At 71.1% G+C, this 21,624-nt stretch carries 19 protein-coding genes and 1 tRNA gene; 16 read left to right on the forward strand and 4 right to left on the reverse strand.

The window, feature by feature from the left end:
* Nucleotides 1–1,296: hypothetical protein (locus G446_RS20125; protein WP_156916657.1), on the reverse strand; the 1,296-nt coding region annotated here is incomplete at its 3' end.
* Between the two features lie 445 nt (nucleotides 1,297–1,741).
* On the opposite strand from G446_RS20125, the gene G446_RS17680 reads away from it, so the two are divergent.
* Both G446_RS17680 and G446_RS0111800 read left to right on the forward strand, forming a co-directional pair.
* A complete protein-coding gene (locus G446_RS17680; RefSeq protein WP_211228296.1) occupies nucleotides 1,742–3,130 on the forward strand; it encodes a hemolysin family protein in 1,389 nt (462 codons plus the stop codon).
* A complete protein-coding gene (locus G446_RS0111800) occupies nucleotides 3,127–4,209 on the forward strand; it encodes a hemolysin family protein (RefSeq protein ID WP_026410296.1) in 1,083 nt (360 codons plus the stop codon). The genes G446_RS17680 and G446_RS0111800 overlap by 4 nt, the downstream gene beginning before the upstream one ends.
* Before the next feature lie 663 nt (nucleotides 4,210–4,872).
* Here the strand turns inward: G446_RS0111800 and G446_RS0111810 are convergent.
* The gene (locus tag G446_RS0111810) at nucleotides 4,873–5,103 is read right to left on the reverse strand and encodes a hypothetical protein (RefSeq protein ID WP_026410298.1); all 231 of its coding nucleotides are present in this window, start codon (nucleotides 5,101–5,103) and stop codon (nucleotides 4,873–4,875) included.
* Between the two features lie 304 nt (nucleotides 5,104–5,407).
* Here G446_RS0111810 and G446_RS18880 point away from each other — a divergent pair, with 304 nt between their 5' ends.
* From G446_RS18880 to G446_RS0111835, 6 genes are all read left to right on the forward strand, one after another.
* A complete protein-coding gene (locus G446_RS18880; RefSeq protein ID WP_084779212.1) occupies nucleotides 5,408–6,460 on the forward strand; it encodes a M23 family metallopeptidase in 1,053 nt (350 codons plus the stop codon).
* Between the two features lie 33 nt (nucleotides 6,461–6,493).
* Complete coding sequence (locus G446_RS0111820) at nucleotides 6,494–7,252, forward strand: glycerophosphodiester phosphodiesterase family protein (RefSeq protein WP_026410299.1); 759 nt, start codon at nucleotides 6,494–6,496, stop codon at nucleotides 7,250–7,252.
* Nucleotides 7,249–8,910 (forward strand): carboxylesterase/lipase family protein, encoded by a 1,662-nt coding sequence (locus tag G446_RS17690; RefSeq protein ID WP_051285971.1) that lies wholly within the window; start codon nucleotides 7,249–7,251, stop codon nucleotides 8,908–8,910. The genes G446_RS0111820 and G446_RS17690 overlap by 4 nt, the downstream gene beginning before the upstream one ends.
* 244 nt (nucleotides 8,911–9,154) lie before the next feature.
* Complete coding sequence (locus G446_RS0111830; protein ID WP_026410300.1) at nucleotides 9,155–9,760, forward strand: NAD(P)H-dependent oxidoreductase; 606 nt, start codon at nucleotides 9,155–9,157, stop codon at nucleotides 9,758–9,760.
* A 186-nt stretch (nucleotides 9,761–9,946) separates the two neighbouring features.
* Nucleotides 9,947–10,066, forward strand: a complete 120-nt coding sequence (locus G446_RS21440) for a helix-turn-helix domain-containing protein (RefSeq protein ID WP_342664160.1) — start codon at nucleotides 9,947–9,949, stop codon at nucleotides 10,064–10,066.
* A gap of 55 nt (nucleotides 10,067–10,121) precedes the next feature.
* Nucleotides 10,122–10,457 (forward strand): YlcI/YnfO family protein, encoded by a 336-nt coding sequence (locus G446_RS0111835; RefSeq protein ID WP_026410301.1) that lies wholly within the window; start codon nucleotides 10,122–10,124, stop codon nucleotides 10,455–10,457.
* 101 nt (nucleotides 10,458–10,558) lie between these two features.
* Here G446_RS0111835 and G446_RS0111840 read toward each other — a convergent pair.
* Nucleotides 10,559–10,634, reverse strand: a tRNA-Arg gene (locus G446_RS0111840).
* A 933-nt stretch (nucleotides 10,635–11,567) separates the two neighbouring features.
* Here G446_RS0111840 and G446_RS19480 point away from each other — a divergent pair.
* Together G446_RS19480 and G446_RS0111855 are read left to right on the forward strand one after the other, a co-directional pair.
* Nucleotides 11,568–11,771, forward strand: a complete 204-nt coding sequence (locus G446_RS19480) for a hypothetical protein (RefSeq protein ID WP_084779213.1) — start codon at nucleotides 11,568–11,570, stop codon at nucleotides 11,769–11,771.
* Nucleotides 11,768–12,028 carry a hypothetical protein gene (locus G446_RS0111855; protein WP_026410304.1) on the forward strand — a complete coding sequence of 87 codons (261 nt, stop codon included), beginning with the start codon at nucleotides 11,768–11,770 and terminating at the stop codon, nucleotides 12,026–12,028. Before G446_RS19480 ends, G446_RS0111855 begins: the two co-directional genes overlap by 4 nt.
* A 137-nt stretch (nucleotides 12,029–12,165) precedes the next feature.
* Here the strand turns inward: G446_RS0111855 and G446_RS0111860 are convergent, their stop codons facing one another.
* Nucleotides 12,166–13,653 (reverse strand): Nramp family divalent metal transporter, encoded by a 1,488-nt coding sequence (locus G446_RS0111860; protein ID WP_084779214.1) that lies wholly within the window; start codon nucleotides 13,651–13,653, stop codon nucleotides 12,166–12,168.
* A 222-nt stretch (nucleotides 13,654–13,875) separates the two neighbouring features.
* Here G446_RS0111860 and argS point away from each other — a divergent pair, with 222 nt between their 5' ends.
* The 6 genes from argS to G446_RS0111890 all read left to right on the forward strand — a co-directional run.
* Entirely contained in the window at nucleotides 13,876–15,558 is a 1,683-nt protein-coding gene (argS, locus tag G446_RS0111865; RefSeq protein WP_026410306.1) for an arginine--tRNA ligase, read from the forward strand.
* 324 nt (nucleotides 15,559–15,882) lie between these two features.
* Nucleotides 15,883–17,349: a diaminopimelate decarboxylase gene (gene lysA, locus G446_RS0111870; protein WP_026410307.1), complete on the forward strand. Its 1,467-nt coding sequence runs from the start codon at nucleotides 15,883–15,885 to the stop codon at nucleotides 17,347–17,349.
* An 808-nt stretch (nucleotides 17,350–18,157) separates the two neighbouring features.
* Nucleotides 18,158–18,817 (forward strand): hypothetical protein, encoded by a 660-nt coding sequence (locus tag G446_RS0111875; RefSeq protein WP_156916658.1) that lies wholly within the window; start codon nucleotides 18,158–18,160, stop codon nucleotides 18,815–18,817.
* Nucleotides 18,818–18,868: 51 nt separating this feature from the next.
* Nucleotides 18,869–19,021 carry a hypothetical protein gene (locus tag G446_RS20130; protein WP_156916659.1) on the forward strand — a complete coding sequence of 51 codons (153 nt, stop codon included), beginning with the start codon at nucleotides 18,869–18,871 and terminating at the stop codon, nucleotides 19,019–19,021.
* Between the two features lie 377 nt (nucleotides 19,022–19,398).
* Entirely contained in the window at nucleotides 19,399–20,667 is a 1,269-nt protein-coding gene (locus G446_RS0111885) for a hypothetical protein (RefSeq protein WP_026410309.1), read from the forward strand.
* Nucleotide 20,668: 1 nt separating this feature from the next.
* Nucleotides 20,669–21,624: hypothetical protein (locus tag G446_RS0111890; RefSeq protein WP_026410310.1), on the forward strand; the 956-nt coding region annotated here is incomplete at its 3' end.

Raw genomic sequence — 21,624 nt, forward strand, 5'->3', positions numbered from 1 at the left:
GTACATCGCCTGGGCCCGGTCATGGTCGTGGCGGACGTCCGTGAGGAAAATGGCGTAAAGACCAAATGAGTCGGAGTTAGGAGTTGATTTGGATGTGAGTTTGTGGAGGAATTCGTCTGCCTCTTGAAGGGTCTGCTTTACAACAGGTTTGTTGTCGTCGAGAACTCCGCGCATATACATTGTCAAGGATATTGCAAGGGCTTGACGGGAACTGTGTTCGGTGCCTGCCATGGCCTCTAGAGTTTGCTGACTTAGAGGCCAATCCGCCTCGTCGGCGACGAGATCCAGAACCTCCCATTCGCGAGAGCCTGTTTGACGTATGAGGGAGACGGTGTCATTCAACTCCTGCGAGGCCCACTTCCAAGCCTTTTTCCAGTTCGGCTCGCCCCAGGCGATGTCGTCTTTGAGGGTCAATGCGACTTCCTGGATCTGCGTCTTTGTCGCGGGGCCCAGACCCACTCGTCTCCAGTCCGCCGCCGCCCTCACCAGGGCGTATCCCCACAGGTGCTGTTCCCGGCCTTCTTCCAGTCTTTGGCGTAGTTTGGGGGCGCCTCCGAGCAGCGGAGCGAGGCCGACTTTCTCCGCGGCGGCGGCCAGATCCGCATAACTGCTGCTCCTCGACAGGGCGACCTGTTCATTTTCGGTCAGAAGAGCGTCCATTTGAATTGTAGTGAAACGGTTGACGACGTCCCAACCGGGAAGTTTGTCCTTGGCTCCGTCACGCCATGGTATATAACTCGATCTCATCATCGTGGCAATGACGATGCAGGGTTCTCGGATCCACGCATTGAGCTGTCCGAGAGACAGTGTTTGGTTGGATAAGAACCTATCGATATCATCGAGTATGATGATCGACTCGCGACTCGGAGCCTGAGCGGCGCCGATGAGGTGCTGTATGTCATTATCTCCTTCGGGGAAGCATACCGGCGTGGAGGGATAATTCTTGCGCACGGTCTCCACCACGAGACGCGTCTTTCCGGACATGGAGGGGCCGACTATAAGAACGGGTGTGTGACTCTCAATATTTTGGATTAGTTCCTCCTGGATGTCTCGGGGCAGGAACTCTGAAATGTCGCGATCAGAATTGTGGACTCGCAATTCGTTGAGTTTCTTGCCGACGAGCGAGTCGTAAATTCCGGAGGATTCTGTTAGACGCCTGTCTTTTGACTTTTTGGACACCCAGTCTTGCAATGCCGATATTGCGGGCTGGGATAATAGACTTCCGACAAGGGCAAGAACGCCAAGAACTGGCCACGGCATTCCCGGCTTGACGATAAAAGGTGTTATGGCCCCCAAGACCGCGCCTATGATCCGAAGAACAATCCACCACGCAGACCGGCCCGGGTCTGTCGAGCGGATCGCCCGTTGAGATCGCTGCCACACCCCGAGCCCCTCTCGTTGATCGATTTCCAGGGAGTCTACCGTGCCTTCGCGCCCCTCGCGCCCGCCCTCCGACGTCGGAGAGCGGGCTCCGGCCCACCCGACCGGATCGGCGCGGCGGACCGGCATTCCTGCGCGGTGCCGCAGGTGATACCGTGCGAACCACTATGCGATCGGCCTCCCGGCGGGCCCGCGGACGCGCCTCCCGCCACCTTCCGGAACCTGACCATCCTCACCCCGCGCGCTGCGCGGCCCCGCCCCCCGGGCGCGCGGGCGGCCCCGCCCGCGCAGCCCGCCCGGCGGCGGCCGCCCCCGCCGCGGCCGCGCCGTCGTCGGCCCCGCCGATCCCCGGCGGTGCCGCGTGACCGACTGGCTCATGGTCGCCCTGGGCGTCGTGCTGACGGCGGGCACCGCCCTGTTCGTCGCCGGCGAGTTCTCGCTCGTCGCCCTGGACCCTTCCACCGTCGAGACCCGCGCCGCCGAGGGGGAGAGGCGCGCCGCCACCGTCCGCCGGGCCCTCGGGCGCCTGTCCACCCTCCTGTCCGGGGCGCAGGTGGGCATCACGCTGACCACCATCCTGCTCGGCTACACCATGCAGGACGCCATGGCCCGGCTCCTGACCCGGCTCATGAGCGCCTGGATGGCCCAGTCCGTGGCCACCGGCGCCGCCGTCGTCATCGCCCTGATCATCGCCAACGCCTTCTCCATGGTCTTCGGCGAGCTCATCCCCAAGAACGCCACCCTGTCCGACCCCATGCGCGCCGCCGGGCTCGTCACCCCTCTCCTGACGGCCTTCACCACCGTGCTGCGGCCGGTCATCGTCGTCCTCAACAACACCGCCAACCTCGTCCTGCACCGCATGGGCATCGAGCCGGCCGAGGAGATCAGCGGCGCCCGCAGCGCCGGCGAGCTCGCCTCCCTGGTGCGCCACAGCGCCGAGGAGGGGACCCTCGACGTCTCCACGGCGGCCCTGCTCACCCGCTCCATCGGCGTGGGCGAGCTGACCGCCGTCGACGTCATGACCGACCGCGGCCGCCTGCACACCCTCGACGCCGAGGACACCGCCGACGCCGTCGTCGACCTGGCCCGCACCACCGGGAACTCGCGCTTCCCCGTCATCGGCTCCGACGTCGACGACGTGCTCGGCGTGGTCCACCTGCGCCGCGCCATCGCCGTGCCCTACGAGCGGCGCAGCGCCGTGTCCGTGGCCTCCTCCTCACTCATGACGCCGGTGCCGCGCGTGCCCGAGACCATGCCGCTGGCCTCGCTGCTGGTCGAGCTGCGCGCCGCCGGCAGCCAGATGGCCCTGGTCGTCGACGAGTACGGGGGCACCGCCGGGGTCGTCACCCTGGAGGACGCCGTGGAGGAGATCGTCGGGGACGTGGCCGACGAGCACGACCGCCGCCGCGCCGGCGCCCACGTGGACGCCTCCGGCGACTGGATCGTGCCCGGGTGGATGCGCCCCGACGAGCTCGCCGCCCGCGCCGGCATCCACGTGCCCGACGACGGCCCCTACGAGACGCTCGGCGGGCTGGTCATGACCGAGCTCGGCCGCATCCCCCGCGTGGGCGACACGGTGGACGTCGCGCGGGTCGAGCTGGTCGTCGAGGCCATGGAGGGACGCCGGGTCACCCGCCTGCGGGTCCGCTCCGCCGACGCGCCCGGGGGCGCCGCCGGCGGCGGGGCCGGGAGGAAGATCGACGACGCCCCGCCCGGGAACGCCGGCGCCGGGACGGGGGCGGGGCGATGAGCACGCCGGTCGCCCTGACCATCACCCTCCTCCTGCTGGCGGGCAACGCCTTCTTCGTGGGCGCCGAGTTCGCCGTGACATCCTCGCGCCGCTCCCAGCTCGAGCCCCTCGTCGAGGCGGGCGACGCCAGGGCCGCCACCGCCCTGTGGGCCCTCCAGCACATCTCGCGGATGCTCGCCACCGCCCAACTGGGCGTGACCCTGTGCTCCACCGGGCTGGGCGTCGTCGCCGAGCCGGCGATCGCCCGCATCGTCCAGCCCCTGCTGACCCGGGTCGGGGTCGGAGCCGCCGGGGCGCACGCCGTGGCCGTGGTCGTCGCCCTCGTCCTGGTCGTCTACCTCCACGTGGTCGCCGGGGAGATGGTGCCCAAGAACATCTCCATCTCCTCCCCGGAGAGCGCCGTGCGGTGGCTCGTCCCGCCCCTGGTGCAGGTCTCGCGCCTCTTCGGCCCCGTCGTCACCGGGCTCAACGGCTTCGCCAACTGGGTGCTGCACCGCCTGGGGGTCGAGACGAGGGACGAGGTCTCGGCCGCCTTCAACGCCGCCGAGGTCGCCTCCATCGTCGAGCGCTCCACCGCCGAGGGCGTGCTCGACGACGACACCGGCCTGCTGTCGGGCGCCCTGGAGTTCTCCGAGGAGACCGCCGGGAGCGTCATGGTGCCCCTGGCCGATCTGGTCACCCTCCCCGAGGGCTGCACCCCGCAGGACGTCGAGCACGCCGTCGCCTCCACCGGCTACTCCCGCTTCCCGCTCGTCTCCGCCCGGCCCGACGGCGACGCCGGCGGGGACGTCATCGTCGGCTACCTGCACCTCAAGGACGTCCTGTACGCCCGGGGCGGGGAGCGCGCCGAGCCCGTCCCCGCCTGGCGCACCCGGGCGCTCGTGCCGGTGTCCGCCGACGACGAGGTGGAGGACGCCCTCGTGGCCATGCAGCGCTCCGGCGCCCACCTGGGGCGGGTGCGCGACGCGGCCGGGCGCGTGCTGGGCGTGGTGTTCCTCGAGGACATCCTCGAGGAGCTCGTCGGCGAGGTGAATGACGCCATGCAGCGCGAGGAGTACCAGCGGCGCGAGAGGGACTGAGACGGGCGATACGGATGCGAGCGTGCCCTTGGCACCGCAAGTATGAGATCGTTAGGGTCTCGGAGCGCGACCGATCCATCCCCGGGCGGCCGCCGCCGGGCAGCTGGGCGCCGGCACTGGCGTCCGTTCCAGGAACCACCGAGAGGCACAGTCAGTGACCGCCACACCCATGACCCGCCGCGAGCGGCGTGCGGCCGAGCGCGCCGCGCGGGACGCCGCCGCTCGTGCAGGCGCGACGGGCGGTTCGACCGGCTCGGATGGCGCGGTCGGCTCGCCCCCGACGAGCAGGCCGGTGCCCGCGTCGGCTGAAACCCCTCCGTCCCCCTCCCGGACGCCCGCCTCCAGAAGACCGACGGCGCACTCGGGCCGTCATCCGGGCCGCGCGCACCCCGCGACGAGCTGGGAGTCGGGCGGGGACGGCCAGGCGTCCATGGACTGGGCTCAGATCGTGTCCGGATCGCAACCTTCGACGCCGCCGCGGGGCCCGGCCGCCGGGCCGGGCCGGGGCGGGAAGGGCTCGGGCCGAACGGGCTCGGGCCGGAGATCGGGGTCCGGCCGGAGGGGCTCGGTTAAATCGGCCTCCGCCGGGCCGGGCCCGGCGACGCCGTCGACCTCCGCGCATCGGACGGCGGTCACGCCGGTCCGGCGCGGCGGCCGCACCGATCATCCGACCCACCGCCCCGCGGCCCCTGCCGCGCAGACTCCCCCCTCCTCCCCGACGCCCGCATCCCATTCCTCCTCCCGCTCAACCCGGGAAGTGCCCACGCGCCGCCAGGCCTCGGCCCGCCGGGGGCAGGCGTCCCCGGCGACTCCGCCGATGAAACCGGTGGGGCCGGCGTCGCCGTCGGCCTCGGCGCCGACGCCGCCGACGGGGGCGTGGATCGCCTCGCACACGTCGTCGTCCTGGGACGAGGCGCCGCCCCGGGCGCTGCCGCTTCCGCGGCCCGGATCACCTGCTCCGCGCCAGCCCCAGACTCCCAAACCCGAGACGCCCACCCCACGCAGGCCCGAACCAGCGGCACCGCGCAGGCCCCAGACGTCCACACCGCGTAAACCCCCGCTTCCGCGGCCCGAGCCGCCGACCCCCGGGCCCGAGCCGCAGTTCCCGCCGGATCCCTTCCCGCGGCCCAGGCCCCCGTTCCCGCGACCCGAGCCGTTCCGGGGCTCCGGACCGGGGGACGTCGACACGATCCCGTCCATGCCCGCCGCAGGCCCGGAGCCGCCTTACGCCGCGCGCCCCGAGCCGGCGCGCGCCGAGCGCTCCGAACGCTCCAGGACCGAGCGCGCCGAGCGCTCCGGGTCGGCCGGTCGCCCCGATCCCGCCCCGCGCTCCCGCCGGTCCCGCCGGACCCCGCGGGTCGAGTCCGAGGCCAGTGGAGGGCCCCGCGCCGACGAGATTCGAACCGATGAGATTCGCACCGACGAGTTGGTCGCGCCCCGCCCCGTCGCCCACACTCCGCTGGGGATGATCGGCCGCACGGGCGTCCTCGTGGTCCTGGCCGCTGCGACCGTCCTGGCGCCGCTGGGCACGCGGGTCGGCTTCCTCTCCCTGGCCGTCACCCCCGCCGTCGCCGCCCAGACCGGCGCCACCACCGCCGCGTCGGTCCCGGTCTCGGTGGCGGACGCGGTCCTCGGATCGGACGCCGACGTCGACGAGAACAGCGACACCGAGATGTCCAACGTCCCCGACGCCGCGACGCTCGCCCGCATCCGCGCGGCCCACGACAACGCGACCGTCACCTGCGCCTCCAAGTCCTCCGGGGCCTCGGGCGACACCGCCGCCTTCGTCTCCGCCCCGGAGGTCTTCAACCCCATGATGGAGGGCACCTACGAGATCTCCTCGCCGTGGGGCTACCGCATGCACCCGACCCTGGGCATCCTCAAGCTCCACGCCGGGCAGGACTACGCCGCGCCCGCCGGCACGCCCATATACGCCGCCGCCGCGGGGGAGGTGGTCACCGCCGGCATGGTCGACGGCACCGGCACCGTGACCATCAAGCACGACATCGACGGCCAGGTCTGGTACACGAGCTACCTGCACATGTACGAGGACGGCATTTACGTCCACGTGGGGGACAAGGTCAACGCCGGCCAGCTCATCGCCGCCGTCGGCTCCACGGGGCGCTCGACCGGGGCCCACCTGCACTTCGAGGTCCGCACCGCCAACGACGACGCCGACGAGTCGACGGTCGACCCGACCGTCTGGCTCACCGAGCACCACGCAGTCGAGTTGACGACCGACTGCTCCTGAGACCCGCGCCCACCCTGAAGGAAGCGAGGAAGCATGGTCGCCGCACGAGGCTGCACCGTCATCGCCCACCGCGGGGGCGCGGGGGAGGCGCCGGAGAACACCTGGACCGCCGTCGAGCACGTCGCCGAGCTGGGGCTGACCTGGATGGAGACGGACCTGCGCGTGAGCGCCGACGGCCTGGTCATCCTCTCCCACGACTCCGACCTCATGCGCACCGCCGCGGACCCGCGGGGCATCGGGGAGCTGACCTGGAAGGAGCTGTCCGAACTCGACGCCGGCGACGGCCGGCCCCCGGTCAGGCTCGACGACGCCCTCGTCGCCTTCCCGCGGCTGCGCTTCAATATCGACCTCAAGGAGTCGGCGGTCGTCCAGGACGCCCTGCAGGTGGTGCGCGCCGCCGACGCCCTGGAGCGGGTCCGCTTCGCCTCCTTCTCCGCGCGGCGCCTGGCGGTCCTGCGCCGCCAGGAGCCCCGGGCGACGACCTCGCTGGGGGTCGGCGACGTGCTGGCCCTGGTGCTGCACGCCGAGGCGGGCCTGAGGCTGCCCGGGACCCGCTGGTCGTGGACGAAGGGGCGCGTCGACGCCGTGCAGGTGCCGGCGCACTGGGGGAGGGTGCCCGTGGTGACCGAGCGCTTCGTGGCCCAGGCCCACCGCGACGGGCTCGAGGTGCACGTGTGGACCGTGGACGAGCCGGAGGAGATGCGCAGGCTCGCGGCGATGCGCGTGGACGGGATCGTCACCGACGTGCCCGCCCTGGCGCTGGAGGTGCTGGGCGGGCAGGAGCCGCGATGACCCGATTGACCCGATCCGACGCGTCCTTCGAGCACGTCGCCTCCACCCCGATCGCCGTGCCGACCGGCGAGTCCGGCCCGCTCGTGACCGCGCCGGCCGGTCCGGTCCGCGGGGTGTGGAGGCGCATCGTCTCCGCCCCCGACCGCCGGGGCGACGCCCCCCGCTTCGAGCGCTCCGCCGCCTTCTACGGCATCCCCTACGCCGAGGCCCCCAGCGGCGAGCGGCGCTTCCTCGCCCCGGTGCCGCGCGCGCCCTGGACCGCCGAGCGCCCCGCCCTGACGCCGTCGGCCACGCCCCAGCGCGGCTCGATCTTCGACGACCCCGCCATCCCCGAGCCCTCCGTGCCCGGCGACGACTTCCTGACCCTCAACGTCTTCACCCCCGCGCCCGGCCGGACGGGCGCCCGGCTGCCGGTCCTCGTGTGGATCCACGGCGGCGGCTGGTCCTCCGGGTCCCACAACTCGCCCTGGTACGACGGCGCCGCCTTCAACCGCGACGGCGTGGTCACCGTCTCCATCGCCTACCGTCTGGGCTTCGACGGCTACGGCTGGGTGGACGGCTCCGACGCCCCCTTCAACCGCGCGGTCCTGGACCAGGTGCTGGCGCTGGAGTGGGTGCGGGACAATATCGCCTTCTTCGGCGGCGACCCGGGCGAGGTGACCATCGGCGGGCAGAGCGCCGGCGGCGGCAATGTCATGGTCCTCATGACCTGCCCCCGTGCGCGCGGCCTGTTCCGCAGGGCCATCAGCGACTCGGGCGCCGTCACCGACTTCCCCGCCGACGCCGCCCGCTCCACGGCCCGGGAAATGGCGCGCCTGGCGGGCGTGGAGCCGAATCTGGAGGGGTGGCGCGCGCTGGACTACGACCGGGTCTTCGCTCTCACCGCCGAGCTCGAGAAGCGCCGCGCCGAGCGGAGCCCGCGGGTCCCGCTCGCCCGGCGCATCCGCGCCGCGCTCGTCTCCGCCCCGGATGCGGGGATCGTCTACGGCCCCGCCGTCGATGGGCGGATCGTGCCCCTGCCCGTGGTCGAGGCGCTGGCCCGGGGCGAGGGCGGCGACGTCCCGCTGCTGGCCATGAGCACCACGCACGAGTTCATCAGGACAGCCTTCGAGCTGGTCGAGGAGCTGGGCGGGCGCACGGCCGTCGAGGTGATGGAGGAGGCCGGCCTGGGGGCGGGGCCCGCCGCGGACTACGTGGCCGCCCACCCCGAGCTGGGCGGCGGGGAGCGCCTGTACCTGGGCGCCCTCATCTCCGACGCCATGTTCCACATCCCGCTCCTGGGCTGGGCCCGGGCCCGGGAGCGCGCCGGTTCGGCGGGGACATGGCTGAGCCGCTTCGCCTGGGAGTCTCCCGCCACGGGGCTGTCGACGCACTGCCTCGACCTGCCCTTCGCCTTCGACTGCCTGGCCCACCCCTACTGCGACCACACCCTGCGGGCGGTCCCGCCCCAGTCGCTGGCCGACGCCGTGCACGGAGATTGGACGCGCTTCATCCTCACCGGCGACCCGGGCTGGCGGCCCTGGGACTCCCGCGGTGACTCCCGCGGCTCGGGGCGCATCTACGGGGACCCACGCGGCGCCCGGCCGGACGGGGCCGTCGACGGCGGGGCCTTCGCCGTTGAGCAGCGCCTGCTGGAGGCCGGGCAGCGCCTGGCGTAGACCGCGTTTTGGCGCCCTGGGAGGATCGTTCGCGGCGGCACACGTCATGCGTCCGACTGCTTCCGCATGATTCCGCGGTTTTCGCGAAGCCGTTGCCGGGTGCGGGACGGAACGTTCCTCCCGGGGCGCCATTTTCCGCGAACGCCGCCCTTGAACGGTCGAGTGGATCGGAGTGCGCGGGACGCCCGGCTCGGGAGGGGGCCGTCGGACCGGGCTCGGTCGGTCGCCGGGTAGGGTCGGGCCCATGACGCAGTCCATGGTCGTCGTGGCCAACCCGCGCCCGAACAGCTTCGTGCGCGCCCTGGCCGAGGAGGCGGCGGCGGGCCTGACGGAGGCCGGGCACGAGGTCGTGCTCCACGACCTCTACGCCGAGGGCTTCCGACCCGTCCTGGAGTCGGAGGAGGGGCGCACGACCCGCCGGGCGGACGAGAGCGCCCTCACGGTGGGCGCCGATCCGCTCGTCCACCGTCATCGTCGCGAGCTCTCGGCGGCGCACACGCTCGTCGTCGCCCACCCGAACTGGTGGGGCAAGCCGCCCGCGATCATGGCCGGGTGGATGGATCGAGTCCTGGTTCCCGGCGTCGTCTACGAGCTCGACGCCGCCGAGGGCGAGCCGACCTGCCTGCTCGACCTGCGCCGGCTGATCGTGCTCAACACCGGTGACACCCCCGCCGAGCGCGAGACCGGGGTCTTCGGCGACCCCCTCTCGTTGATCTGGGAGCGGTGCGTGGGGGCCTATCTGGGCGGGGCGGAGGTCCGGCGGCTGCTCGCCAGTCCCGTGGCCGGATCCACGCCCGAGCAGCGGCGCGCCTGGCTGGCCCGGGCGCGGAAGCTGGCGACGACGGCGTAGGCGCGCATCGGGCCGCGGGAGGCCGCGCCGGATCGTCTGCTACGCCTCTTCCCGTCTGCTGCGCCCCTTCGCCCTCCGCTACGCTCTATTTTCTCGTACAGTGAAGGGTGAAGGGGCGCAGCAGAGTGAAAAGGGCGGAGTAGACGCGAGCGCGGGCGGGCCCGCGGGCGTCGCTGCGAATGGGGGCTGGCCGCTGGCGCCACCGTCACTGAAGTCGCCAAGGCTCTCGGTATCAGCGGAGCCACCATCTACCGCTACGCCAACCCACCCAAGACCAGCGATCTTCCACGCCATGGAGGTCACTAACCTCTACCGCCGCCTCATCCCACGCACCGACCACTGACCACCAGGAACAGCCACCATGACCGAGGACCCCGCGCACACGCCCCTCACAGAGGCCGAGCAGGCCTGCTACAACCAGCTCGACGAGGACGTCACCGCCGGCCGCGTCCCCACCATCGGGCGCGGAACCCGCCGCGACGGCTCACGCGTCAGCGACACCGGTCTCGACGCCGTCCTCCGCGGCCGCCCGGGCCTCGGACAGTCCCGCGCCACGGGCCGCGGACGCTCCCCGCGCCGCCAGGTCCGCTTGCCCGAGCACACCGACGCGACCCTGACCGCCTACGTCGAGAAGCACGGCACCACCGCCAGCGCCGTCATCCGCGACGCCGTCGAGGCATACCTCGCCACCGCCTGAACCACGTTCGCCCCACTCGTTGCTGGGGGGCGAACGGGGGTGACGGGCACGGCGAGGGCCCGCCGCCGCGACTTCCCGTTGCGACGGCGGGCCCTCGCCCGTGGTGCCCCGGACAGGATTCGAACCTGCGGCCTTCTGCTCCGGAGGCAGACGCTCTATCCACTGAGCTACCGGGGCCCGCGACCGGACTCTACCAGTGCGGGACCCGCAGACCGAAACCGAGCCGCGGTCCCGATCGCTGTCTCCTCCGTCACCCCGCGTCCGAGGCGGTGCGCTCGGCGTCGAACTGCGTGACTGGGTGCGCCTGGGTCAGGGGTAGGTGCGAGGGTCGAGGCTGGCAGTGAAGTGGTCCCTGGTCATCGAGGTGGTCCAGATCTTGGCCTGGGTGCTGATGTTACCGCGTGTCCGTCGATCGGCCGGGTCGAACCACTTGACGGCCTCGATCTTCGTTCTGGTGGTACGGGCGGCGTTGTCGAGGGCGGGAGCGAGATCGGTGTCCCGGGAAGCGAGGACGACGACGTCGTAGCGACCCGAGCGGGCCAGGTCGATCAGAGCGAGGGCGCACAGGACATCGACGCCCTTGACGCTCCTGTGAGGTGGACGTTCTGGTAGTCGACGACGACGGCCATTGTCAGGGTCATGGAAACTTCCCAGAAAAGTTAGACCCCGCCAGTCCCGAAGGACGGCGGGGAATTACGGTTCCAGGGTAGACGGCCGCGTTCACCACGGACAATGGTGATTTACGTCACCCATGGGGGCGTTGTGATGTTGCTGGTTTCATTGCTTGGCGTGGCAAGGGGGGAGCTGCCCGGGGTAGGGCGTGCTCGCGGCGGGTTGGGGGTCAGGGCCGATGACGAGGAGTGGTCTGTGGCGGCCAGGGATGAGTGGTGCATGAGGGCCTGGGCGACTCGGCTGCCGGCGCACGGTGGACACATGTTCGATCAGATGGCGTAGGATCTGGCGATAGAAGACATCACCCCCGGACACTCGCGTCTGGGGGTGGAGGCGCCCGGGGTGCCGCTCCAGCTTTGCGGCTTAGGTTAACCACGGTGGCGTCTTTCAGTCAGGAGTGTCTTCTGGATCAGTCTTCGGACTGGAAAGGAGCTTGGCATGGCCAAGAACTTCCGCAACGCCTCTACGGGGCGCTTCGTCACCGCGTCAGCAGCTAGCCGCAACACCCCGGGCACTCTCGGTGAGGCCCGCGGCAAGGACGCCCCCTCGGGCGTCTCCTACCGCTCGGCCAAGACCGGACGCTTCGTCACGGAAGCGACCGCTCGACGCCACCCCGGCACGACGGTGAGAGAGGGGAAGTGACCGCGTTGGGCGTCAAGATCAAGTGGGACGCTGCCGCATTCAGGAATCTGGAGCGCCAGGTCAACGCTCAGGTCGCCCCTCTCGGTCCCGCGATCAGCCAGATCGCCAACGAGGGAACCGGGAGGCCGGTTGAAGGGCTCGTCACCGAGCTCTCCGCAGCCATCCGCGAGGTCGGTGCGGAGCCGAACGAGCAGACTGTAGGTGTACTCGCTGAGCGCATCAGTGCTGGCGAGAGTATTGCCGATCTGCTTGACTGACAAGAGGAGCGGGGGCGCGTCGCTTCGTGGCGCGGCCCCGCCGACGCGCTCCGCCGAACGGTTCCCGCCGGGATCTCGGCGTGACACTCCCCACCTTGAGGATTCGGGGGAAGTCCGCGGGGATGCGGGCGCCGCCCTCAGGCGCGGCCGGTGAGCGTCAGCCACACCAGCGCCACATTGAGGGCGATGATGAGCGCCGCCGACGCCCGCGCCGTCCAGCGCAGCGGGGCGCCGTCGCGCCACCGCCCCATGAGAGCCTCCGATCCGGTCGCCCGCATGAGGGGCACGATCGCCAGCGGGATCCCGAAGGACAGCACCACCTGGCTCAGCACCAGCGCCCACGTCGGCTCCGCGCCGACCCCGATGATGACCAGCGCCGGTATGAGCGTGACCGCCCGGCGCAGCAGCAGCGGCACCCGCACGTGCAGCAGCCCGGCCATGATCTCGGAGCCCGCGTAGGCGCCCACCGACGTCGAGGCCAGTCCGGAGGCGAGCAGCCCGATGGCGAAGATGACGCCGACGGCGGGCCCCAGCGACGCCGTGATGGCGGCGTGCGCCCCCTCGATCGTGTCCGTCCCCTCCGCGCCGGACAGCGCCGAGGCGGCGAGCAGGAGCAGGGCGATATTGACGGCGCCGGCCACGGCCAGCGCCCACACGACGTCGACCCTCGTGGCGCGGATGAGGCGGGCGGTGCGGGCCCGACCGTCCCCGGCCCGCGGGCCGGTCGGGCCATCCGGAACCGCCGGGTCGCCGGGACCGGTGGCTCCGGCCGAGCCCGTCGATTCGGTCGAGTCGGCCGGGCCGCCGGGGCCGTCGTCGGCCGTGCGCGAGGCGTGCCCCTCGCCGACCTCGTCGTGGTGGTCGCGCACCAGCGAGGAGTGCAGGTAGATGGCGTGGGGCATGACGGTCGCGCCGAGCATCGAGGCGGCCACGAGCAGGCCGCCCGAGTCCCGCAGGCGGGGGATGAGGCCCGCGGCCGTCGCGGACCAGTCGGGCGGGGCGACGACGAGTCCGCCCACGAAGCCGATCGTCACCACGACGAGCAGACCGACGACGACGCCCTCGAAGGTGCGCTGGCTGCGCCTCTCCTGGAGGGCCAGGAGCAGCATGGACACGGCCCCGATCAGGCAGCCGCCGGTCAGCAGCGGCAGCCCGAGCAGCAGGTGGAGGGCGATGGCGCCGCCGATCACCTCGGCCAGGTCGGTGGCCGCGGCCACGAGTTCGGCCTGGGCCCAGAAGGCCAGGCGCGAGCGGCGCCCGAGACGGTCGCCGAGCACCTCGGGCAGCGAGCGCCCCGTGACGATGCCGAGCTTGGCGCTCTGGTACTGGATGAGGACGGCCATGGTGTTGGCCAGGACGAGGACCCACACGAGCGAGTAGCCGTAGCGGGCCCCGGCTGTGATGTTGGCCGCAACATTGCCCGGGTCGACGTAGGCGACGGCGGCGACGAAGGCCGGGCCGAGCAGGGCGAGGAGGCGGTGGCGCGGGGGAGCGGGGCGCACCACGGGCGCATGGGCCCGTGCGATGCGCGCGACGGCGTCGGCCCCGTCCGTCTCGGGTGCCGGGGCGGGCGCGGGGTCGAGTCGGGGGGAGCCGTTGGCGGGGATGGGGGAGTCATCGAGCATGGTGACCTCGTCGGGGCGCGGGGCGGGGGCCGACCCGCTGAGTTTCGGCCTACCGAAAAGAATAGCGCGTCGGGGCCGGGCGGACCGCCCCGAGCGCAGGGGGTGCCGACGTCGTCGGGCAGGACGACCGCGGGCAGTCGCTTCGGGCGCCGGGGGACGCGCCGTCGACCCGGAAGGGCCCAATCCGGGGGAACCGCCGGACCTCTCCGCTACCCTGTGCCCGTGACTCCCGAAGAGCTCGCGAACGCGATCCATGCCATCCTGCTCGCCGCCGCCGGCGACGGCTCCCTCGACCTCCCCGTCGAGCAGATCCCGGTCCCGCGCGTCGAGCGCCCCCGCAACCGCGAGCACGGCGACTGGTCGACCAACGTCGCCATGCAGCTGGCCAAGAGGGCCGGCACCGGGCCGCGCGACCTCGCCGAGCTCCTCGCCTCCCGCCTCGAGGCGCTCGACGGCGTCGCCTCCGCCGAGGTCGCCGGCCCCGGTTTCCTCAACATCCGCCTCGACGCCGCCAGCGCCGGCGGGCTCGCCCGCACCATCGTCGAGGCCGGGGAGGCCTACGGGCGCAACGGGACCCTGGCCGGCCGGCGCATCAACCTCGAGTACGTCTCGGCCAACCCCACCGGGCCGGTGCACCTGGGCGGGGCCCGCTGGGCCGCCGTCGGCGACTCCCTGGCCCGTATCCTGTCCGCCTGCGGCGCCGCCGTCACCCGCGAGTACTACTTCAACGACCACGGCACCCAGATCGACCGCTTCGCCCGCTCCCTGCTGGCCTCCGCCCGCGGGCAGGCCACCCCCGCCGACGGCTACGGCGGCGCCTACATCGGCGAGATCGCCCAGCAGGTCACCGCCGACGAGCTCGCCGCCGGCCGCCCCGACCCCGCGACCCTGCCCGACGCCGAGGCCGCCGAGGTCTTCCGGGCCCGCGGCGTCGACCTCATGTTCGCCGCCGTCAAGGCCGAGCTGCACGACTTCCGCGCCGACTTCGACGTCTTCTTCCACGAGGACTCCCTGCACGCCTCCGGCGCCGTCGGGCGCGCCATCGACCGCCTGCGCGGACGCGGAGTCATCTTCGAGCGCGACGGCGCCACCTGGCTGCGCACCACCGACTTCGGCGACGACAAGGACCGCGTCCTCATCAAGTCCGACGGCGAGGCCGCCTACTTCGCCGCCGACCTGGCCTACTACCTGGACAAGCGCGAGCGCGGCGCCGACTGCGCCGTCTACCTGTTCGGGGCCGACCACCACGGCTACATCGGCCGCATGATGGCCATGTGCGCGGCCTTCGGGGACACCCCGGGCGTCAATATGCAGATCCTCATCGGCCAGCTCGTCAACCTCGTGCGCGACGGCGCCCCGGTGCGCATGTCCAAGCGCGCCGGCACCATCGTCACCCTGGAGGACCTGGTGGGGGCCGTCGGCGTGGACGCGGCCCGCTACGCCCTGGCCCGCTCCTCCATGGACTCCATGATCGACATCGACCTGGACCTGCTGTCCTCCGCCTCGAACGACAATCCGGTCTACTACGTCCAGTACGCCCACGCCCGCACCCGCAGCGTGGCCCGCAACGCCGCCGAGCACGGGGTGGTGCGCGACGGCGGGACGGCCTTCGACCCCGCCGCCCTGGACGATCCGGCCGACGCCGCCCTGCTGGGCGTCCTGGCCCAGTTCCCGGCGGTCGTCGCCCGGGCCGCGGCCCTGCGCGAGCAGCACCGGGTGGCCCGCTACCTCGAGCGGCTCGCGGCGGCCTACCACATCTGGTACGGGCTCACCCGCGTGACCCCGCGCGGCGACGACCCCGTCACCGCCGGGCACGTGGCCCGGCTGTGGCTCAACGACGCCGTCAGCCGGGTCATCGCCAACGGCCTGGGCCTGCTGGGCGTCAGCGCCCCGGAGCGCATGTGAAGCTCCCCGGCCGCTGCGCCCCTCGCGGGCGGAGCGGCCGGGCGGGCCGGTCCGGGCGCCGCCCGGGCAGCCGGCCACCCACCATCCACCACCCACCCGAACCATCCGAGTACCCGCCATTCCTCTACCCGCCCACCCGCATACCCGACTCACCCGAGTACCCGCACCCGGCCCGCCCCGTCCACCACCCATCCACCCGCGCACCCACCGCCCGACTCACCCGCATCCCGACTCACCACCCGCCTACCTCGACTCACCACTCCCCGCCCTTATCCCGGATACCACCCACCCACACCTACCCGCACCTGAATCTGGAGGAAGACCATGACCGCTGCGAACGTGCCCGCGGGGGAGGCGCCGCTGGGCGATCTGGTGGCGCCCGAGCCGGAGGAGCGCCCCGACCTGTGGCCCTTCACCGCCCGCCGCGGCGTCAACGGCGCCCTGAGCATCGGCGGCCGGACCCTCATCGAGATCCTCTCCCAGGCGCCCACGCCCGTCTTCGTCCTGGACGAGGCCGACCTGCGCGGGCGCGCCGCCGCCTGGACGGCCGCCATGGCCGAGGAGTTCAGTCCCGACTACGGGATGAACGGCGGCGAGGCCTTCTACGCCGGCAAGGCCTTCCTCACCACGCGCGTCGCCCGCACCGTTCTGGAGCAGGGCATGGGCATCGACAGCGCCAGCCGGGGCGAGCTCGCCGTCGCGCTGGCCGCCCTCGGGGACGCCGACGGCGGGAGGTCGCCCGCCCGGACCGCCCGCCTGGGCCTGCACGGCAACGGCAAGACGCGCGCGGAGATCGCCGTCGCCCTGCACCACAGGCTCGGGCACCTCGTCCTGGACTCCGTCGAGGAGATCGCCCTGGCCGCCGACGTCGTCCGCGACCTGCGCGAGGTCGGCGTCTACGGGCCCGAGGAGTGCGGCTCGGTCATGCTGCGCCTGACCACCGGCGTCCACGCCGGCGGGCACGAGCACATCTCCACCGGCCACGAGGACCAGAAGTTCGGCATCTCGGTGGCCACCGGCGCCGCCTACGAGGCCTGCCTGGCCGTCGAGGCCGCCCCCGAGCTGACGCTGCGCGGCCTGCACTCCCACATCGGCTCCCAGATCCTCGACCTCGCCGGCTTCCGCGAGGCCGCCGGCGTCGTCATGCGCCTGCGCCACGAGGTCGCGGCCGCCACCGGGCGCCTGTGCCCCGAGATCGACCTCGGCGGCGGCTACGGCATCGCCTACACCGGCGCCGACCCCGTCGCGCCGAGCGCCGCCGATGTCGCCCGGGTCCTGGCGCAGACCGTCCGCTTCGCCTGCGCCGAGCTCGGCGACGACGCGCCGCGGGTGTCGATCGAGCCGGGCCGCGCCATTATCGGCCCGACGACGGTCACCCTCTACACCGTCACGGGCCTGAAGACCGTGGAGCTGGGCGAGGGCGCCGCCCGCCTGTACGTCAGCGTCGACGGCGGCATGAGCGACAACATCCGCCCCGCCCTCTACGGCGCCGCCTACACCGCCCTCCTGGCCAACCGCAGGCCCGACGCCGACGTCGGGCTCGTGCGCGCCCGCGTCGTGGGCAAGCACTGTGAGAGCGGGGACATCGTCGTGCACGACGTCGACCTGCCCGCCGACCTCTGCGTCGGCGACGTGCTGGCCGTGCCCGCCACCGGCGCCTACGGGCGGAGCATGGCGTCCAACTACAACCTCTTCCCCCGCCCCGGCGTGGCCTGGGTCGACGGCGCGAGGCAGGGGTGGGTCCTGCGCCCGGAGAGCGTGGAGGACCTGCTGCGCCTGGAGGGGCAGTAGGGGTATAGGGCGTGTCGCACCCGGTCGGCCCGCGGGGACGGCGGGCGGTCGCCGCGCGGACCGCGGGATCGCCACTTGACCCGCGAGCACGTCTGCTAGAGGTACGTGCTCGCGGGTTACCCGACGATCTCGCGGGTTGAGTGACGTGCTCGCGCGTCGGGCGCCCGTGGCGGTCGCCGTCCGACTCGGGGCCGTCCCTCCCGGGTGGCCGCGGCGGCGCCGTTTGTCCAAATCTGTTGCAAAGGCCCGGATCGAGCCGGAGCGCCGGAGGAGAATCGTTGATATTCCGCGCTTTCATCCGCGGCCTATCCCGGCCCGGGGCGCCTTTGCAACAGATTTGGACACGTCCCCGCCCGAGTCTGTCCCATGAGTCCCATCCGCACCACTATGACCGCGCTCACTGCGGCGAACCCCAGCAAGAGGCGGCGACGGCTCGCCATTCCGGGGAGGGGTTCATAATTATTTCAGGAATTATCCGAGCCGGTGGATCTCCCGATCCGGAATTGACTCCGGAGGATATTGGTTTCTCTTTCGCGAACCGCAACGATATCGTTTCAAAGCGCTTCATCCGGGCTCTCCGGCGGACGGCCTCCGGGGATCCGACAGAATTGTGATATTTATCAAAGTATCCTCGATGTCACATCAGTCCTCGCTCTGAGACTGATTGCGATCGTGTCTCGGGTTCGATAAGGTGTTCACGGGAGCGATGTATCCCGTGTGAGGAGGTTGAGGGTTCTCCGCCGTTCTCGCGCCCGTGCACCCGCCCCCGACCGTTCAGCACGCATCCGTCTGCATGTGAGGATTCGCCGTGTCCCGTTCGCCCCGTCTATCCCGTCGATCCCTCCTCCTGGCCGTGGGCGTCTCCGGCGCCATTATGGCGATGACGCCTGGTATCGCCGCGGCCGACGCCGACGACTCCTTCACCGACGTCGAGCTCAGGGCCGGGGAGTCCATCGACAGTCACCGGGCCTCCACCCTGGGGCCCGACCAGACCGCGACCTCCAGGTTCACGGTGAACTTCCGCTCGCTCGACGTCCCGCTGTACGCCAACGTCTACATGCGCAGCGCCGAGAGCACCGGCGGCGACCGCTACACGGCGGCGCTGTTCAACAAGAAGGACGCCCTCAACCTCCGCCTGTACAAGCGGATCGGCAAGGAGGTGACCACACTCGGCAGGATCGCGTCAATCCCGCTCACGAACCTGCCGGACGCCGAGGCCGCGTGGACCGTCGTCGTCTCGACGCAGGGCGGTCGGCTCACGGCGACGGCCGAGTCGGGCGCCGCGAAGCTCACCGTTCAGGCGGACGACGACTCCATCGTGGACGGCGAGTGGGTCGTCCAGAACTTCTACCTGTCCAAGACGGGGAGCGCGGCCACCATCAGGCGGGCCGGCCTCGACCAGACCTCCGGCGGCGAGCGGGCCGACGACGCCGACCGCAGCGAGGCCCCCTCCACGACGGTCTCCTGACGCCTGCGGCGCGCCATCCTGGAGGGCGATGCTGGTGACCACCCGGGCTCGGTGATCTGCGCCCTGACCGGTCTGGCGCTCATGGTCGGCCTTCAGCCCCCGCTTCAGAGCGCAGCGGCGGTGACGGCGCTCGTGCTCGGGGTCGTGGGCTGGTCGGAACTGACCGCCCGGCTGGTCAGGGTCCTGCGACGGCGCGGCCGATGATCGTCGCCCGGCGGCTCAGTTGGGACCGCATTCCCCAAGCAGTTGCCGAGCGGATCGTGTCAAGGGACTTCGGGTCCTTCCATGACGAGCGCGCCGGGAGGATCCGGGTGCGTGCCGCCCGCATCGACATCGCCGGGCGCGGCGCCGGAGCGCGCCGGGAGAACTCGAGGCGTTCGCTACGCCTTTTGATCCTCTCCTGTACGGACAGGAGGAGCGTAGTTATAGGGCGAGGGGGCGCAGCAGACGTCAGCGGCGGGGCGGCGCCCGCGTCCTCGGCCGATCGCCTTCCCGTACAGGGACCCGCCCGGGGGCATCGGGGGCTCCTCGCCAGTCCCAATCGCTTCCTCGTACAGGACTCACCGCGTAGTATTCTGGTCATGGCTGACACCGACCGCGAGTACCGCAAGGCCTTCTACCGTGCGCTCAACGTCCATCAGGGAACCGAGGAGGAGTTCGAGCGCTACTACGTCCCGATCTACGACCAGCCCGACGGGCCCGCCGGGCCCGACCTCGTCAAGGAGATGGCAACCGCCATCGACTTCACGACCGGCGGCTCGGTGCAGCTCCTCGCCGGTTACCGGGGTGCGGGTAAGACAACGGAGCTCCTGCGACTGTGCCGCGTGCTCGATCGGGACGCCTACGTCCCCGTCTACTGGGACATCGAGGACTACTTCAACACCGAGTTGCCGTTGGAGGAGGGGGCGTTCCTCGTCGGGCTCGCGGCGGGTTTCGTGGACAACTGCGAGGGCTCCGGGATCCCGAGGGAGAAGCTGATCGATCAGATTCGTAGGCTGCTTAACCGCATCGAAGTCGATAGCGGCGCGGCTTTGAACGCCTCCGCCGGCCCCGTCTCCGTCGATATCAAAGTGGCGCTGCAGGATGACACGAGCTTCCGCAACCAGGTGAAGAAGGCGCTCTCCTCTAACCGCAGGCGCTTCAAGGAGGAGATCCACGCATTCTTCAACGCGATGGTCGACGCCATGCCCGAGAGGAAGACTCCCGTCTTCATCGTCGACTCCCTCGATCACTACCGCGGGCGGACCGGAACCTTCGACGAGGTCCGTGAATCTGTCGAGTCGCTGTTCTCCGTCTACTCCTCCGAATTGGCACTGCCCCGCATGCACGTGATCTATACGGTGCCAGTCTATGCGAAACCGTCTGGTTGGGACGGGCAGATCTGGCCCGTCCTCAATGTCAAGGTGCGCGAGCGCGACGGCTCCGATTGCCGGGAGGGCATTGATCTGCTGCGCCAAGTGCTGGTCAAACGCGCTCCGGACGGGGATCCGGAACGGCTCCTGGGAGATCATATTGATCGAGTCATCCGCGCCTCTGGAGGGCTGTTCCGTGACCTCTTCCGTCTGGTGTCCGCACTCCTGCTCAAGGACAGTGGACTTCCCGTGAGTGTCACGGAGATAGACGGGGTCGAACGTCAGCAGCGCTCCTACATTGCGGCGGGTCTGAGCGAGGAGCAGTGGGAGATCCTTACCGCCGTCAGGAAGACCCAGCAATTTCGCGTGCCCCGCGAGCATCTCGCTGAGGCCTGGACGCTGCAGGCCCTCGGTTACGTGCTGTGCTATCGCAATGGAGAAACCGACTGGTTCGGTGTCCATCCCCTCTTGGACCCTCTTCTGACGAAGAGCGACTGATATGGCACTGGGCAAGAGCCTCTCCGCCGTCAGTATCGACGAGGCCTGGTCCGATCTCCGCCACCACCTGGACTGGACGCAGGGCAAGGGGACGCTTGTTTTTATTGCGACCGAGTCCCGGGCGCAGGCCGACAGCCTCAGGGAGAGGGCCGCTCTGTGGGCTCAGAGGACCGGCGAACCCTGGATGCGGGCGCCCGCGGACGAGTCGACGGCGCCTTGGCTGCGGCGGCACCTGCCGCAGCCCGGCATCCTGTGGGTGGAGCTCTGGGATGATGCCGCCCGGCTCGCGGCGCTCCACGTGCTCAATGAGGTCCGTATCCGCTTCGCCCGACCAGGAGGAGGAGGATGCCTTGTCCTGTGCGGTCCGGTTCGCCTTCTGGAGGAGTCCGCCCGTGAGGCCGCGGATCTGTGGTCCATCCGATCCTTCGCGCATGCGGTGCGAGGTGTTGTGCCAACTTATACTGAGATGGCTCCCGAGCGCACTGAGATGCCGCTATCGTCGAACGGTGGCTACCGCTCCGTCTGGCGGGTGACGCTTCTCCCTGAGATGCGCAATGAACGGGCTGCCACCGTGCTGCGGGACGTCGACCAAGCCCGGACGCTACTATCCTCCGATCCGGTGCATGCCCGACGGCTCCTCGATGGATCGAAGAACGCGGACTCGGAGTTGGCGCGAGTTCTCTTCGGCCTCGTCCGGGCTGAAATAGGCGGGCTCTTTGATGATGTCGTGGCCGTTGAGGCCAACTTGTCCTCAACTCTGAAGCACATGGCGGATTTTCCCTCTGATTTCCGGGTTCAGGTGGCGGATGCGGCACTGGGCATCGGTGAATGCTTCGGGGCCTATGATGCGGCTGCTGCGGCAGCGACGGAGTCTTTGGGGATTCGTCGGGGTCTTGTGGATGTGTTGGGTACTCCTGAGTCTCGTCGGGATCTGTCGGTGTCTTTGAATAATGTGGG

Source organism: Actinomyces dentalis DSM 19115, assembly GCF_000429225.1.
GTDB classification, from domain to species: domain Bacteria; phylum Actinomycetota; class Actinomycetes; order Actinomycetales; family Actinomycetaceae; genus Actinomyces; species Actinomyces dentalis.

Bases quoted from the DNA above. Each gene is read 5' to 3' on its own strand.
- G446_RS0111800 (WP_026410296.1), top strand. From the start codon at position 3,127: ATGAGCACGCCGGTCGCCCTGACCATCACCCTCCTCCTGCTGGCGGGC.
- G446_RS18880 (WP_084779212.1), top strand. From the start codon at position 5,408: ATGCCCGCCGCAGGCCCGGAGCCGCCTTACGCCGCGCGCCCCGAGCCG.
- G446_RS0111820 (WP_026410299.1), top strand. From the start codon at position 6,494: ATGGTCGCCGCACGAGGCTGCACCGTCATCGCCCACCGCGGGGGCGCG.
- G446_RS17690 (WP_051285971.1), top strand. From the start codon at position 7,249: ATGACCCGATTGACCCGATCCGACGCGTCCTTCGAGCACGTCGCCTCC.
- G446_RS0111830 (WP_026410300.1), top strand. From the start codon at position 9,155: ATGACGCAGTCCATGGTCGTCGTGGCCAACCCGCGCCCGAACAGCTTC.
- G446_RS0111835 (WP_026410301.1), top strand. From the start codon at position 10,122: ATGACCGAGGACCCCGCGCACACGCCCCTCACAGAGGCCGAGCAGGCC.
- G446_RS19480 (WP_084779213.1), top strand. From the start codon at position 11,568: ATGGCCAAGAACTTCCGCAACGCCTCTACGGGGCGCTTCGTCACCGCG.
- G446_RS0111860 (WP_084779214.1), bottom strand. From the start codon at position 13,653: ATGCTCGATGACTCCCCCATCCCCGCCAACGGCTCCCCCCGACTCGAC.
- lysA (WP_026410307.1), top strand. From the start codon at position 15,883: ATGACCGCTGCGAACGTGCCCGCGGGGGAGGCGCCGCTGGGCGATCTG.
- G446_RS0111885 (WP_026410309.1), top strand. From the start codon at position 19,399: ATGGCTGACACCGACCGCGAGTACCGCAAGGCCTTCTACCGTGCGCTC.